The organism is Limnohabitans sp. (assembly GCF_031539105.1).
In the GTDB taxonomy this organism is placed as follows: Bacteria; Pseudomonadota; Gammaproteobacteria; order Burkholderiales; family Burkholderiaceae_C; genus Limnohabitans.
Genome location: NZ_JAVKLM010000042.1, coordinates 126,094 through 140,860, shown reverse-complemented (window position 1 = coordinate 140,860; position 14,767 = coordinate 126,094). Strand labels below are relative to the sequence as shown.

The 14,767-nt window shown below is 57.9% G+C and carries 10 protein-coding genes; 5 read left to right on the top strand and 5 right to left on the bottom strand.

Going from position 1 to position 14,767, the window contains the following annotated elements:
- Positions 1-84 precede the first annotated feature (84 nt).
- Together map and RMR24_RS11900 are read left to right on the top strand one after the other, a co-directional pair.
- On the top strand, positions 85-897 hold the full coding sequence (gene map, locus RMR24_RS11905; RefSeq protein WP_310615355.1) for a type I methionyl aminopeptidase: 813 nt from the start codon (positions 85-87) through the stop codon (positions 895-897).
- An 11-nt stretch (positions 898-908) separates the two neighbouring features.
- Complete coding sequence (locus RMR24_RS11900; protein ID WP_310615291.1) at positions 909-3,506, top strand: [protein-PII] uridylyltransferase; 2,598 nt, start codon at positions 909-911, stop codon at positions 3,504-3,506.
- Here RMR24_RS11900 and def read toward each other — a convergent pair.
- Genes def through RMR24_RS11875 form a run of 5 tightly spaced genes read right to left on the bottom strand, consistent with a single transcriptional unit; the run spans position 3,503 to position 11,445 of the window.
- Positions 3,503-4,039 carry a peptide deformylase gene (def, locus tag RMR24_RS11895; protein ID WP_310615290.1) on the bottom strand — a complete coding sequence of 179 codons (537 nt, stop codon included), beginning with the start codon at positions 4,037-4,039 and terminating at the stop codon, positions 3,503-3,505. The two genes, RMR24_RS11900 and def, sit on opposite strands and share 4 nt — an antisense overlap.
- Positions 4,036-6,183: an NAD-dependent DNA ligase LigA gene (gene ligA / locus RMR24_RS11890; protein ID WP_310615289.1), complete on the bottom strand. Its 2,148-nt coding sequence runs from the start codon at positions 6,181-6,183 to the stop codon at positions 4,036-4,038. The genes def and ligA overlap by 4 nt, the downstream gene beginning before the upstream one ends.
- A 17-nt stretch (positions 6,184-6,200) precedes the next feature.
- Positions 6,201-7,541: a cell division protein ZipA C-terminal FtsZ-binding domain-containing protein gene (locus RMR24_RS11885; RefSeq protein ID WP_310615288.1), complete on the bottom strand. Its 1,341-nt coding sequence runs from the start codon at positions 7,539-7,541 to the stop codon at positions 6,201-6,203.
- 15 nt (positions 7,542-7,556) lie between these two features.
- Positions 7,557-11,069, bottom strand: a complete 3,513-nt coding sequence (gene smc / locus RMR24_RS11880; protein ID WP_310615287.1) for a chromosome segregation protein SMC — start codon at positions 11,067-11,069, stop codon at positions 7,557-7,559.
- A gap of 28 nt (positions 11,070-11,097) precedes the next feature.
- The gene (locus RMR24_RS11875) at positions 11,098-11,445 is read right to left on the bottom strand and encodes an Hpt domain-containing protein (RefSeq protein ID WP_310615286.1); all 348 of its coding nucleotides are present in this window, start codon (positions 11,443-11,445) and stop codon (positions 11,098-11,100) included.
- 41 nt (positions 11,446-11,486) lie between these two features.
- On the opposite strand from RMR24_RS11875, the gene dapC reads away from it, so the two are divergent.
- Genes dapC through dapE form a run of 3 tightly spaced genes read left to right on the top strand, consistent with a single transcriptional unit; the run spans position 11,487 to position 14,767 of the window.
- Positions 11,487-12,698 carry a succinyldiaminopimelate transaminase gene (gene dapC, locus RMR24_RS11870; protein ID WP_310615285.1) on the top strand — a complete coding sequence of 404 codons (1,212 nt, stop codon included), beginning with the start codon at positions 11,487-11,489 and terminating at the stop codon, positions 12,696-12,698.
- A gap of 32 nt (positions 12,699-12,730) precedes the next feature.
- A complete protein-coding gene (dapD, locus tag RMR24_RS11865; RefSeq protein ID WP_310615284.1) occupies positions 12,731-13,567 on the top strand; it encodes a 2,3,4,5-tetrahydropyridine-2,6-dicarboxylate N-succinyltransferase in 837 nt (278 codons plus the stop codon).
- Positions 13,568-13,588: 21 nt separating this feature from the next.
- Positions 13,589-14,767 (top strand): succinyl-diaminopimelate desuccinylase, encoded by a 1,179-nt coding sequence (gene dapE / locus RMR24_RS11860; protein ID WP_310615283.1) that lies wholly within the window; start codon positions 13,589-13,591, stop codon positions 14,765-14,767.

Below are 14,767 nucleotides of genomic sequence, written 5' to 3'. Positions count from 1 at the left end.
GATTTTACGTGTCCGCCGAGGGTATTTTGTACACAATTCAAAGCTGGAAACAGGTGTTTTGCCCTGGATGGGATAATCATGACCATGACCACATCCATCAAAGACGCCCAAGGCGCACAAGGCATGCGCATCGCGGGCAAACTGGCCTCCGAAGTTCTTGATTTCATCACCCCGCACGTGGTGCCGGGCGTGACGACCAACCAGCTCGACAAGCTGTGCTACGACTACATCACAGAAGTTCAAAAGGCCATTCCCGCCCCGCTGAACTACAACCCCAGCGGTGACAACCCTTACCCCAAATCCATCTGCACCTCCATCAACCACCAGGTGTGCCATGGCATTCCCAATGACAAGCCGCTGAAAAAAGGCGATGTGGTGAACATCGACATCACCGTCATCAAAGACGGTTGGCATGGTGACACCAGCCGCATGTTCTCGGTGGGCGAGGTGTCCATCGCGGCCAAGCGTTTGTCTAAATTGACGTACGAAGCCATGTGGCATGGCATCGTCAAGGTCAAGCCGGGCGCACGTTTGGGCGACATTGGCTTTGCGATTCAACGTTTTGCCGAGAGCCACGGCTTTTCGGTGGTGCGCGAGTTTTGCGGCCACGGCATTGGCCAGGTGTTCCACGAAGAGCCGCAAGTGCTGCACTACGGCAAAGCTGGCACTGGCGAGACGTTGCAAGAGGGCATGACCTTCACCATTGAGCCCATGATCAACGCGGGCAAGAAAGACATCAAAGAATTGGGCGACGGCTGGACCATCGTCACGCGCGACCACTCGTTGTCAGCCCAGTGGGAACACACCATCCTCGTCACGCCCACGGGCTACGAGGTGTTAACTCTGTCCGACGGCAGCCCCGCCCTGCCCGACTTTGTGACCACCACCTGCTGTTAAGCCCCCCCGCAATGAACACCTTGGCCAACCTGTACCGAAAGGACAAGGCGGCATTGCTGCTGGCCGCGTCCAGCTCGACCACCCCACGCAGTGTGAAAACCTTGTTGCACAAGCTGTGCAGCATGACCGACGACACCTTGCGCACCCTGTGGGACGCTGCGGGCTTTGACAACAACCTGTGCTTAGCCGCTGTGGGCGGCTATGGCCGTGGCGAGTTGTACCCGTATTCAGATGTTGACGTGCTGCTGCTCATGCCCGATGGCACATCGCCCGAAAAAGACGATGCGCTCAAAGCCCAAATTGAAAAGTTCATTGGCAGCTGCTGGGACACGGGGCTAGAAATTGGCTCCAGCGTGCGCACCGTGACCGAATGCGTGCAAGAAGCCTCGGCCGACATCACCGTGCAAACCTCGTTGTTGGAAGCACGCTTTTTGATGGGCAGCGTCAAGCTGTTTAAAACTTTTCAAAAGCACTACGCGATCGCACTTGACCCCAAGGCTTTCTTCTTGGCCAAGACGCTGGAGATGAATCAGCGCCACACCAAATACGAAAACACGCCCTACTCACTTGAGCCCAACTGCAAAGAGTCGCCAGGCGGTATGCGTGACTTGCAAGTGGTGTTGTGGGTCGCCAAAGCAGCCGGCTTGGGCGACAGCTGGGAAAGCTTGGGGCGCAAAGGCTTGGCCACCGAATTTGAGGTCAAGCAACTGAAACGCAACGAAGACGCGCTGGCCCTCATCCGCACCCGCTTGCATTTGGCCGCCAAGCGCCGTGAAGACCGCTTGGTGTTTGACTTGCAGCACGCCGTGGCCCAAAGCTTGGGTCTAGGGGTTGAAGAAGACGGCACGCTCAACGCGCGCGTGGCCAGCGAAGCCTTGATGAAGCGCTACTACTGGGCCGCCAAAGCAGTGACCCAACTCAACCAAATTTTGTTGCTCAACATCGAAGAGCGTCTGACGGGTAACACCCAAGTGCCACGTCCTATCAATGATCGCTTTGCCGACAAGGCGGGCATGTTGGAAGTCACCAGCGACGACGTGTATGTGAACAACCCACACGCAATTTTGGAAACCTTTTGGTTGTACGAATCCACGGTGGGCATCAGCGGGCTATCAGCCCGCACGCTGCGCGCGCTTTACAACGCCCGCACCTTGATGGATGGCAAATTCCGCGCAGACCCTGTGAACCGCGAGATGTTCATGCGCATCTTGCAAGCGCCCAGCGGCATGACACACGCCGTGCGATTGATGAATCAAACCTCGGTGTTGGGTCGCTACCTGTGGCCCTTCCGCCGCATCGTGGGCCAGATGCAGCATGACCTGTTCCACGTTTACACCGTGGACCAACACATCTTGATGGTGCTGCGCAATGTGCGCCGCTTCTTCATGGCCGAACATGCACACGAATATCCGTTCTGCTCGCAACTCGCAGCAGGCTGGGACAAGCCCTGGATTTTGTATGCAGGTGCGCTGTTTCACGACATTGCCAAAGGCCGCGGCGGCGACCATTCGCAGCTAGGCCGTGGTGAAGTGCGTAAATTTGCGCGCGACCACAACGTTGACAAAGAAGACGCCAAACTCATCGAGTTCTTGGTGGGCGAACACTTGACCATGAGCCACATCGCGCAAAAGCAAGACTTGAGCGACCCCGATGTGATTCAAGCCTTTGCCAAACGCGTGGGCAACGAGCGCAACCTCACAGCGCTCTATCTGCTGACCGTGGCCGACATTCGCGGCACCAGCCCCAAGGTGTGGAACGCATGGAAAGGCAAATTGCTCGAGGACTTGTACCGCTACACAGCCCGGGCTCTTGGCGGCCGCGCCCCCGATGCCCATGCAGAAGTCGAGATTCGTAAAACCGAAGCCCTCACCATGCTTGCGCTCTATGCGCTGCCGTTTGAAGCGCACAAAGACCTGTGGGCCATCTTGGACGTGGGCTACTTCATGCGCCACGATGCGGCTGACATTGCTTGGCACACACGCCAGCTCTCGCGCAGCTTGTCTGTTGCCAAATCGCAAAACACCGCCATGGGTGTGACCGTGCGTGCACGCTTGTCGCCCGTGGGTGAAGGCTTGCAGGTCATGGTGTATTCGCCGGACCAGCCCGATTTATTTGCCCGCATTTGCTGTTACTTTGACCAAGCGGGATTCAACATTTGGGACGCCAAAGTGCACACCGCCAGCAATGGCTATGCGCTGGACACCTTCCAAGTGGTGAGCACCCATCTTGCCGAACACTACCGCGACCTCATCAACTTGGTGGAAACCGGTTTGACTGAGGCCATCAACGAGGCCAAGCCATTGCCAAGCGTTGGCAAAGGCCGCGCATCACGCCGAGTGAAGAGCTTCCCCATCGCACCCCGCGTGAACCTACAACCTGACGAGCGCGCCCAAAAGTGGCTGCTGAGCATCTCCGCCAGCGACCGTGTGGGCTTGCTCTACAGCGTAGCGCGTGTGTTGGCCAACCACAAAGTGAACTTGTTGCTGGCCAAAATCAGCACCTTGGGCGAACGTGTGGAAGACACCTTCTTGATTGATGGTGCGGCTTTGCAGCAAAACAAAGCGCAGCTGGAGATTGAGACAGAGTTGCTGGCTGCTTTGCAGGCTTAATCGTCGGCGTCGTCCAAACCTGGAAACAGCACATCGGTGTAGCCAAAGCGCGAGAAGTCCTGCACCCGCATCGGGTAGAGAACACCCACCATGTGGTCGCACTCGTGCTGCACCACCCGCGCATGGAAGCCTTCTACCGTTCGGTCAATCGGATTGCCCAGCGGGTCAAAACCTTGGTAGCGCAAACGCTTGAAACGCGGCACCATGCCTCGCAAGCCTGGTACCGACAGGCATCCTTCCCAGCCTTCTTCTTCCTCGTCGCCCATAGGCGTGAGCACAGGGTTAATCAGCACGGTGTAGGGCACCACCGGTGCATCGGGGTAGCGTGGGTTGAGCTCACCCGAGCCAAACACCACCACTTGCAAGTCCACGCCAATTTGTGGGGCAGCCAAACCTGCGCCATTGGCGGCCAGCATGGTGTCGTCTAGGTCTTTGAGCAGTGCTTGCAACTCTGGCGTGTTGAAAGCCTTCACGGGTTGAGCCACACGAAGCAGACGTTCGTCACCCATTTTTAAGATGTCTCGAATGGTCATGGCTCGGTCTTTTGTGTGTGCGCTTGATGGGAAGCAATCAAAGCAAGCAAGCCTTCTTCATCCATCACGGGAATGCCTAAGGCTTGGGCTTTCTCTAGCTTACTGCCCGCCTCTGCGCCGGCCACCACGCCATGTGTCTTCTTGCTCACACTGCCCGCCACTTTGGCACCCAAAGCTTCAAGCATGTCTTTGGCTTCATCGCGGCTCAAAGTGGGCAACGTGCCAGTCAGCACAAAAGTTTGGCCGGCCAAGGGCAAGCTCGCACCAGCAGTGGGCTCGCCCTCAGTCCATGTGACGCCGCAGGCACGCAGTTGCTCCACCACTTCGCGGTTGTGCGGCTGGTCAAAGAATGTGCGCAGGCTCAGGGCCACGATGGGGCCCACGTCGGCGACTTGTAGCAACTGATCGACGGTGGCATCCATGATGGCGTCCATCTTGCCGAAGTGGCGAGCCAGTTCTTTGGCCGTGGCCTCGCCCACATGGCGAATGCCTAGGCCAAACAAGAACCGTGGCAGCGTGGTTTGTTTGGATTTCTCAATGCTGGCCAACACGTTGTTGGCAGATTTTTCTGCCATGCGCTCGAGCGTGACCAAGGCGGTGAAGCCCATGCGGTAGAGGTCGGGCAAAGTTTTGACCACGCCTGCGTCCACCAGTTGATCGACCAGCTTGTCGCCCAAGTCTTCAATTTCTACCGCACGGCGATGCGCAAAGTGCAGGATGGCTTGCTTACGCTGGGCGCTGCAAAACAAGCCGCCAGTGCAACGGTAATCGGCCTCGCCTTCTTCACGCACGGCGGGGCTGCCGCACACGGGGCATGCGTGCTGCATGGTGAAGATTTGTGCGTCTTGCAGGCGTTTTTCTAAAACGACCGACACCACTTCTGGAATCACATCACCTGCGCGGCGCACCACCACGGTGTCGCCCACCCGCACGTCTTTGCGGCGGGCTTCGTCTTCGTTGTGCAGCGTGGCATTGGTCACAGTCACACCGCCCACAAACACGGGCGCAAGTTTGGCTACGGGGGTGAGCTTGCCCGTGCGGCCCACTTGCACCTCGATGGCTTGCACAGTGGTGAGTTGTTCTTGCGCCGGGTACTTGTGCGCCACGGCCCAGCGGGGTTCGCGGGTGACAAAGCCGAGCTGACGCTGCGCGGCCAAGCTGTTGACCTTGTAGACCACGCCATCAATGTCAAACGCCAGCGCATCCCGCGCTTGGCCCATGCGTTGGTGAAAGTTCACCAAGCCCGCAGCGCCTTGCACACACGCGGTTTGCTCAGCCACAGGAAAGCCCCATTGTTTGAGCGCCATCAACAAATCGAAATGTGTGTTGAAGGACGGGCCGCCGTCTTCCAGGGGCGTGATGTCGCCCAAGCCATAGGCGAAGAAGCTCAAAGGGCGTTGCGCAGCAATGGTGGGGTCGAGCTGACGCACCGCACCGGCTGCGGCATTGCGCGGATTCACAAAGGTCTTTTCGCCCTTCTCGCCTGCCGCGATGCGGGCCCGTTGCCGCTCGTTCAAGGCTTCAAAGTCGCCACGGGCCATGTAAACCTCGCCGCGCACTTCTAGCACTTTGGGCGCGTCAGCTGACAAGCGCAAAGGAATTTGGCCAATGGTGCGGATGTTTTGTGTCACCTCTTCGCCCATTTCGCCATCACCGCGTGTGGCGGCTTGCACCAGCACACCGTGTTCGTAGCGCAGGCTCATGGCGAGGCCATCAAACTTCAGTTCAGCCACGTAATCGATCAACGGGTCGGCTTCGGTCAGACCCAGCTCTTTGCGAATGCGTGTGTCAAAAGCTTCTGCGCCGCTGGCTTCGGTGTCTGTCTCGGTGCGGATGCTAAGCATGGGCACCACGTGTTTGACGCTGGCAAAGCTGTCGAGCGGCTTGCCACCAACGCGTTGGGTGGGTGAATCGGGTGTGAGCAGCTCGGGGTGAGCGGCTTCTAGCGCTTGCAGTTCTTTGAACAAGCGGTCGTATTCGGCATCGGGAATGGTGGGCGCGTCCAGCACGTAGTACTGGTGGCCGTGGTGGTGAAGTTGCTCGCGCAATTCTGCGACGCGTGTGGCCACATCTTTATGACCCTTGGCATCGCTGCCGTCATTGGAGTTAGCGGCAGAGCCGCTAAATAAGTCAGCGGTGCTCATGCTGCGTGACCTTGAAATTAGCTGAACAAGCGGCGCGCTTGCGGCGAGCCTGCCGACAAGTCACGCGCATCAAGCGTGTCGTACAAAGCCAGCAAGTCACGGGCAATGGCACCGATGGCGGTCTCAGACAAGGGCTGGCCGTTGTCATCTGAGATCGCACCGTCCATCACGCGCGCCAGTTCGTAGGCGGTTTGAATCATGCGGGCGTAAGGCTCTTCTTTGCGGTCCACCTGTGGCACATCGAGTGACAAGGCGAGTTCGTAAATGGCCGATTGCGTGGGGTCTTCAGACATCGCGGCTTGCGAGTCAAATGTCAAACCCAGAATGGGCGGCAAGCCATGCACGGGAGCAGGCACCACCATGCGGCCTGGCAAGACGCCAGCAATAAAGCCCAAACGCGCCGCGTTTTGCTGCACGTAGCCTGGGCTCCAGACTGCCTTGGTGGCTTTGAGGGTAAAGCTCAGTTGAGCGTCGTGGGCGCTGGCAAAGTTGTCGAGCTCGCGCGCACGTGCCACGGCTTCGAGCATGTCTGGAAACTCAGGCGCACCATTGATGGCGTCAGCAAAGTGTTGAGTTTTGGTAACGAATTCAGAGAACTCAATTTCATTCAAGGGGCCGATGCGGTTGGCCAACTGCACGCCCGATTGAAACGCGCTGTAGCGCTGGCCGTTGCGTGGGTGTTCCCACAACCCGGTTTCGGTGTTGAGGCCTTCCAAACTGAACAACTTGCTGCCCACGCGGCGTGTGGCGGGCATGGCCTGCAAAGCGGCATCGCCAGAGGCGGGGTGGTCAATTTCAACAGCGGCGATGACGTCAATCAAGGCATCCAAGGCTGGACGCTTTTCAAGTTGGGGTAAATCAGAGGTGGCTGAATCCATGACCTTGGCCACGGCTGGCGTCATGGCGGGCGAATGAATCGGGTGAAGAGCCGCTTGCTGCGCAGCGCGTTCGGCGGCTGCTTTGGCTGCAGCGGCTTTACTCGCTGCAATTTGGGCCATCTCGGCTTCGTCTGGCACACGTTGGGCGTGGGCCGTGGCCTCTTCCATCATGCTGCGGGCCATGTCTGTGACGGGGTCAAGGCTGCCTGTCGTTTGATATGTGGTTTGGTACGTTGGTGGATAGCTAGGGGCGGCAACTTCTGGCTCGTGATGGGCATCGTACGAAGGGGCGGCATCAAACGACGGCTCTTGCTGCTGACCATAGTTGGGCTGATAAGTCACGGGCTCAACCGTTGTTTCTTGCGGCAGTGGTTCGGCCTGACGGGGTTTGTTTTTGCGTGAAGTCCACGTGCTGTGTGCCACCACGCCCGCGAGGACAACGCCACCTGCAATCGCTAAACCAATTTGAAGAGTACTCATGTTTTTATTTTGATATCAAGCATCGACCATGGACACAGCGGACTCCATGTCCACTGCAACGATACGTGAAACGCCTTGTTCTTGCATGGTCACGCCAATGAGTTGCTCGGCCATTTCCATCGCAATCTTGTTGTGCGAGATGAAAAGGAATTGTGTTTCTTTGGACATGCTCGACACCAGCTTGGCATAACGCTCGGTGTTGGCGTCGTCGAGCGGCGCGTCCACCTCGTCCAGCAAACAGAAAGGCGCTGGGTTGAGTTGGAAAATCGCAAACACCAAAGCAATCGCAGTGAGCGCTTTTTCGCCGCCCGAGAGCAAGTGGATGGTTTGGTTTTTCTTGCCAGGTGGCTGGGCCAGCACTTGCACGCCAGCATCCAAAATTTCGTCACCCGTCATCACCAAGCGTGCATTGCCACCACCGAACAACTCGGGGAACATGCGGCCAAAGTGTTCGTTGACGACCTTGAACGTGCCGCCCAAGAGCTCGCGGGTTTCGCCGTCGATCTTGCGAATGGCGTCTTCCAGCGTGTTCATCGCGTCGGTCAAGTCTTTGGTTTGCGCGTCCAAGAACAGCTTGCGTTCGCTGGCACTGGCCAGTTCTTCCAACGCCGCCAAGTTCACAGCACCCAAAGCGGTGATGTCGCGGTGCAAGCGGTCAATCTCGCCCTGCAAACCCGCCAAACGTACGTTGTTGGCAAGGATGGAAGCTCCCACGGCTTCGAGGTCGGCCTCGGCGTCTGTGAGCAGTTGGGTGTATTGCTCCAAACCCAAACGAGCGGCTTGCTCTTTGAGCTGGAAGTCGGTGATACGTTGGCGCAAAGGCTCCAGCTCGCGCTCGAGCTGCAATCGGCGTTCGTCGCTGGCACGCAGTTTGGTGGTGAGGTCGTCGTACTCGCTGCGCTTAGCGCCTAAAGAGGCTTCGCGCTCCATCTTGATGTTGAGGGCGTTTTGCAAACCGGTTTGCGCGGCGGCATCGGTGAGGCGTGTGAGGTCTTCTTGCACACGCGCTTCTTCAGCAGACACCGAAGCGGCTTGTTGCGTGGCGGTGTCGATGATGCGTTTGAGTTCAGCCTCGCGGGTGGCCAAGCTACGCTGGGCAAACTGGGCTTCTTGAGCTTGACGCTCTAAGCTGCGCTGTTGCTCGCGGCTGTCGTTCAAGCGGCGCTCAGAATTGATGACGGCCTCGTCCAACTGGGCATGTCGCTCTTGGCTGTCAGCCAATTGCATGTCCAACTCTTCAAAGCGGGCTTCTGCCGTGACTCGGCGCTCTTGTAAGTCGGCCAATTGGGCTTCGACCTCAGACAAGTCCCCGCTGATTTGCTCACTGCGTGCGCGGGTTTGCTCAGCCAATTGGCTCAGGCGCAAGGTTTCAACTTGCAGCTCGTGCGCGGTGGCTTGTGCGGCAGTGGCTTCAGCACGAATGCTGACCAAGCGTTGCGAAGACTCGCTGTACGCAGCCTCGGCGCGAATCAAGGTGTTGCGGGCTTCATCGGCGATGAAGATTTGGGCCTTGCTGCTCTTGTCGAGGTTTTCAATTTCTTGGGCACGGGCCAACAAGCCCGACTGCGCATTGTCTTGTGCGTAAAAGCTCACACTGTGTGCGCTGATCGCATGGCCGCTGGGCACATAAATGACTTGGCCTGGTTGCAAAGTGCTGCGCTTGGCCAAGGCTTCGTCTAGGTCAGGTGCTGTGAAGCAGCCGTTGAGCCAATCCGTCAACAAAGCTTTTTGGCCTGCATCGTTCAAACGCAACAAATCAGACAAGCGAGGCAAGCTGCTTGGTGATTCAGGGCCAGATGCACTAGGCGCTGTGTAAAAAGCCAATTTCGCGGGTGGCGCATCCGTTTGGAACGCGCGCACGATGTCTAAGCGAGACACTTCGAGCGAAGCCATGCGCTCGCGTAAAGCGGCTTCCAATGCGTTTTCCCAGCCCGCTTCGATGTGGATGCGGCTCCACAAGGCTTGCAAACCATCCAAGCCGTGCTTAGCCAACCAAGGCTTGAGCTTGTCGTCGGTCTGCACTTTTTCTTGCAAGGCTTTGAGGGCTTCCAAACGGGCCGACAAATCGGCTTGCTTGGTTTGCTCGGCGTTCACCGCTTGTTGGGCTGTGCGGCGTGCGTCGTCGAGCACGGGCACATTCGCTTGCAACTCTTCCAGTTGCGCCGCCGTGACTTCTGCTTGGGCTTGCGCTTCTTGGAGTTGCTCTTTGAGGTTGTTCAGTCGCACGTCATCGGGTGCGGCCAAGGCGTTTTTGTCGGCGCTCAGGCGCTCTTGACGCGCGTTGAGGTTGCGGCTTTGCTCTTCGATGTTGCGCTGGTCTGCAGCCAACACCTGAATTTGCTGCTGCACTTGCACCACACTGCCTCGTTGCTCATTGCTGCGCTGTTGGGCGACGCGCAAGGCATCTTCCAAATCGGGCAGTTGCATGGCCTGCTCTTCGACTTGCGCGGCAAGCATGACGGCTTTTTCTTCGCCGTCCATGGCCATAGAGGCCAAGTTTTCAATCTCTTGCTGCGCTTGTTCGCTTTGAGCTGCCCAATGCGCAGTTTGTTCTTTGATTTGAATCAGGCGGGCTTCGGCGCGTTGGCGGCCTTCCACCACAAAGCGAATCTCGGCTTCTAAACGGCCCACTTCGGCGCTGGCTTCATATAACGAGCCTTGTGCCTGGTTGACCTGGTCACCCGCTGCATAGTGGGCTTGGCGCACGGTCTCTAGGTCGGCTTCGATGTGGCGCAAATCGGCAATGCGCGACTCAAGGTCGTTCACCGCTTTGTCCGCTTGGGTTTTGATGCCCACTTGGTCGGCTTCCGCCTCAGCGCGGCGCAAGAACCACAGCTGGTGCTGCTTCAGCGTCACATCGGCATTGAGCGCGTGGTAACGCTGGGCCACCTCCGCTTGCTTTTCGAGCTTTTCAAGGTTGGCGTTCAACTCGCGCAAGATGTCTTCCACGCGGGTCAAGTTTTCGCGGGTGTCGCTCAGGCGGTTTTCGGTTTCGCGGCGGCGCTCTTTGTACTTGGAAACACCAGCAGCTTCTTCGAGGAACAAACGCAGTTCTTCCGGCTTGGATTCAATGATGCGGCTGATCGTGCCTTGGCCAATGATGGCGTAGGCGCGTGGGCCTAGGCCTGTGCCCAAGAACACGTCTTGCACGTCACGGCGACGCACGGGTTGGTTGTTGATGTAGTAGCTCGAACCACCATCACGCGTGAGCACACGTTTGACCGCGATTTCTGGGAACTGGCTCCATTGGCCGCCGGCACGGTGGTCGGCGTTGTCGAACACCAGCTCCACGCTGGAGCGGCTGGCCGCTTTACGTGTGGTGGTGCCGTTGAAAATCACGTCTTGCATGGACTCGCCACGCAGCTCGGAGGCTTTGGACTCGCCCAGCACCCAGCGCACGGCATCCATGATGTTGGATTTGCCGCAACCGTTGGGGCCTACCACGCCGACCAATTGGCCGGGCAATAAGAAATTGGTGGGTTCCGCAAACGACTTGAAACCCGATAATTTGATTGAATTCAGACGCACTGAAAAGCCTCTCTAGACACAACCTGAATCATAAAGCGCTGAGGCATGTGTGAACTTCGACCAGCAAGATCTCCAAACTGGGTACTAATGCAGTAAAGATGGGTCCTGTCACATCCAGCGGTTTGTCGCGGCTGGTTTGGTACAAGTCTGTCATGGCTTGTGCCAAAGAGGTTGTGGCAAACAAAGGCATAAAGCCTTTCAACGCGTGCAAGGAGTGCTCCACCTTTAAAGCGTCGCCCGCAGTCAAACCCGCTTGGATGACGGCCATTTCTTGAGCCAAGCTTTGCTCAAACGTCACCACCAGCTCGCGCAGCTGATCTGCCTCAAAAGCGAATTCTTTGGCACGGGTCAGGTCAAGCAGGGAATAAGTAGACATAGCGTTTAGTTTGAGAGGCAAGCGCGGGGATAATATCAGTCATGAACCCCCTCCTTTCGAGTCTGCAGCCCTATCCTTTTGAGCGGCTGAAGCAACTTTTCTCCACCGTCACGCCCAACCCCGCGTATGCGCCCATCAGCTTAGGCATTGGCGAGCCACGCCATGCCACGCCACAGTTGGTGCTCGATGCCTTGGCCAAAGCCACGGCTCAGTTGGCAGCCTACCCTGCCACCGCGGGTTTGCCTGCGTTGCGCGAATCGTGCGTGAATTGGATACAGCGCCGCTATGGCCTGAAGCTGGACGCCGCCACACAAGTGCTGCCCGTCAACGGCTCACGCGAAGCCTTGTTTGCCTTTGCCCAAACAGTGATTGACCCCACCCGTGAAGCGGTGGTGGTCTGCCCCAACCCCTTCTACCAAATCTACGAAGGTGCCGCGCTGTTGGCTGGTGCCCAAACTTATTACGCGCCCAGCGACCCGGCGCTCAACTTCAACGTCAACTGGGACAACGTGCCTGCCGATGTGTGGGCCAAAACACAGCTGCTGTTTGTGTGCTCCCCCGGCAACCCCACAGGCGCGGTGATGCCCTTGAGCGACTGGGAAAAGCTATTTGCTTTGAGCGACCAATACGGTTTTGTGATCGCCAGCGACGAGTGCTACAGCGAAATCTATTTCCGTGAAGAAGCGCCTTTGGGGGGCTTAGAAGCAGCCGCTAAGCTAGGCCGCAACGACTTTAAAAACCTGGTGGCCTTCACCAGCTTGTCCAAACGCAGCAATGTGCCGGGCATGCGCAGCGGTTTTGTCGCGGGTGACGCCCACATCCTCAAACAGTTTTTGCTCTACCGCACCTACCACGGCTCTGCCATGAGCGGCATGGTGCAAGCGGCCAGCATTGCCGCGTGGGACGACGAAGCCCATGTGGTGGCCAACCGTGAGCAGTACCGCCAAAAGTTTGCGTCCGTCACGCCAGTTCTCGAAACGGTGATGGATGTGCGCTTACCGGACGCTGGTTTTTACCTCTGGGCTGCAGTTCCGGGTGGAGACGATGTGGCTTTTGCCCGAGACTTGCTGGCTCAATACAATGTGACGGTGTTGCCGGGCAGCTACCTTGCTCGTGAGGGCCAAGGCCTTGGCGGAGCCAATCAAGCAAATCCCGGCGCCGGTCGAATTCGCATGGCCTTGGTGGCCGACACTGCTGAATGCTTAGAAGCCGCGCAACGTATCGTGGCGTTTATCAAAAACACCCATTCCTAAATTTCTAATTTTTCAACGTAGAGAAGACAACCATGACTCAACACCAACTCCAACACGTCATCGACAACGCTTGGGACAACCGCGCCAACATCAACGCGACCGATGCCTCCAAAGAAGTGCGCGATGCCGTCGACCACGTCATTGCTGAATTGAACGCTGGCCGCTTGCGCGTCGCTACTCGTGAAGGCGTGGGCCAATGGACGGTTCACCAATGGCTGAAAAAGGCTGTGTTGTTGTCTTTCCGCCTGAATGACAACCGCGTCATGAAAGCTGGCGACTTGGCCTTCTACGACAAAGTGGACACCAAGTTTGCACACCTGAGCGAAGAAGAAATGAAAGCCGCTGGCGTACGCGTGGTGCCTCCAGCTGTGGCCCGTCGCGGCAGCTTTGTGGCTGCGGGCGCAATTTTGATGCCCTCTTACGTGAACATCGGCGCTTATGTGGACAGCGGCACCATGGTCGACACCTGGGCCACCGTGGGTTCATGCGCACAAATCGGCAAGAACGTGCACTTGTCTGGCGGCGTGGGCATTGGCGGCGTGCTGGAACCCTTGCAAGCCAACCCCACCATCATTGAAGACAACTGCTTCATCGGCGCTCGCTCTGAAGTGGTGGAAGGCGTCATCGTCGAAGAAAACTCTGTGCTCGGCATGGGCGTGTTCATCGGTCAATCGACCCCCATCTTCGACCGCGCCACAGGCGAAATCAGCTACGGTCGCGTGGCTTCTGGCTCTGTGGTGGTGGCAGGCAACATTCCTAAAGTCGCTGCCAATGGCGCGCCTTACAGCATGTACGCCGCCATCGTGGTCAAACGCGTGGATGCTCAAACCCGCTCGAAGACCAGCATCAACGACTTGTTGCGCGACTGATCTTTTTAAAAGTACGTTTCGATGTCTCGCACACTCCAGCTCACCGAGCAACTCATCTCGCGCCCTTCGGTCACACCCGAGGACGCGGGGTGTTTGGACATCATCACCGCACGGTTTAAGCCGCTCGGTTTTGAGTGTGAGCGCATCGACAGCGGGCCAGACACCTTTCGCGTGAGCAATCTGTGGGCTGTGAAGCGCAGCGCTCACGCCCACGCCAAAACACTGGTGTTTGCAGGCCATACCGATGTGGTGCCCACGGGCCCCATTGACAAGTGGACCAGCGACCCCTTCACCCCAACCCACCGCGACGGCAAATTGTTTGGCCGTGGTGCCAGCGACATGAAAGCGTCGTTGGCAGCGATGGTGGTGGCGTGTGAAGAGTTTGCAATTGCTTGCAAAGACCCATCCATCAACATCGCCTTCTTGCTCACCAGCGACGAAGAAGGTCCAGCGTTAGATGGCACGGTGAAGGTTTGCGAAGCCCTCACAGCACGTGGCGAAAAGCTCGACTGGTGCATCGTGGGCGAACCCACCTCGGTTGAGCGCACCGGCGACATGATCAAAAACGGCCGACGCGGCACGATGAGCGGCAAGCTCACCGTCAAAGGCGTGCAAGGCCACATTGCCTACCCGCAACTCGCCAAAAACCCCATCCATTTGCTCAGCCCCGCATTGGCAGAGTTGGTGGCGATTGAGTGGGACAAAGGCAACGACTTTTTCCCACCCACCAGCTGGCAAGTGAGCAACATCCACGCTGGCACGGGTGCGAGCAACGTGATTCCGGGTGAATGCGTGGTGGACTTCAACTTCCGCTTCTGCACCGAATCCACGCCTGAGCAACTGCAACAACGCCTGACCGCGGTGCTGCACAAACACAGCCTAGATTTCGACCTCAAATGGACCATCGGCGGCCTGCCCTTCCTCACCACGCCAGGTGACTTGGTCGGTGCCGTGCAACGTGCCATCCACGACGAAACTGGCATTGACACCGAGCTGTCCACCACCGGCGGCACCAGCGACGGGCGCTTTATTGCGCAAGTCTGCCCACAAGTCATTGAGCTTGGCCCACCCAATGCCACCATTCACAAAATCAACGAGTTTGTGGCCGTGGCTGATTTGGAACCCCTCAAAAACATTTACCGCCGTGTGCTGGAACAGCTGCACGGCTTGGCCTCACAGGCCAACACCTCCGCCCAATGA

Excerpts from the sequence above, each read along its gene's own strand:
- map (WP_310615355.1), top strand. The coding sequence starts at position 85 with ATGACCACATCCATCAAAGACGCCCAAGGCGCACAAGGCATGCGCATC.
- RMR24_RS11900 (WP_310615291.1), top strand. The coding sequence starts at position 909 with ATGAACACCTTGGCCAACCTGTACCGAAAGGACAAGGCGGCATTGCTG.
- def (WP_310615290.1), bottom strand. The coding sequence starts at position 4,039 with ATGACCATTCGAGACATCTTAAAAATGGGTGACGAACGTCTGCTTCGT.
- ligA (WP_310615289.1), bottom strand. The coding sequence starts at position 6,183 with ATGAGCACCGCTGACTTATTTAGCGGCTCTGCCGCTAACTCCAATGAC.
- RMR24_RS11885 (WP_310615288.1), bottom strand. The coding sequence starts at position 7,541 with ATGAGTACTCTTCAAATTGGTTTAGCGATTGCAGGTGGCGTTGTCCTC.
- RMR24_RS11875 (WP_310615286.1), bottom strand. The coding sequence starts at position 11,445 with ATGTCTACTTATTCCCTGCTTGACCTGACCCGTGCCAAAGAATTCGCT.
- dapC (WP_310615285.1), top strand. The coding sequence starts at position 11,487 with ATGAACCCCCTCCTTTCGAGTCTGCAGCCCTATCCTTTTGAGCGGCTG.
- dapD (WP_310615284.1), top strand. The coding sequence starts at position 12,731 with ATGACTCAACACCAACTCCAACACGTCATCGACAACGCTTGGGACAAC.
- dapE (WP_310615283.1), top strand. The coding sequence starts at position 13,589 with ATGTCTCGCACACTCCAGCTCACCGAGCAACTCATCTCGCGCCCTTCG.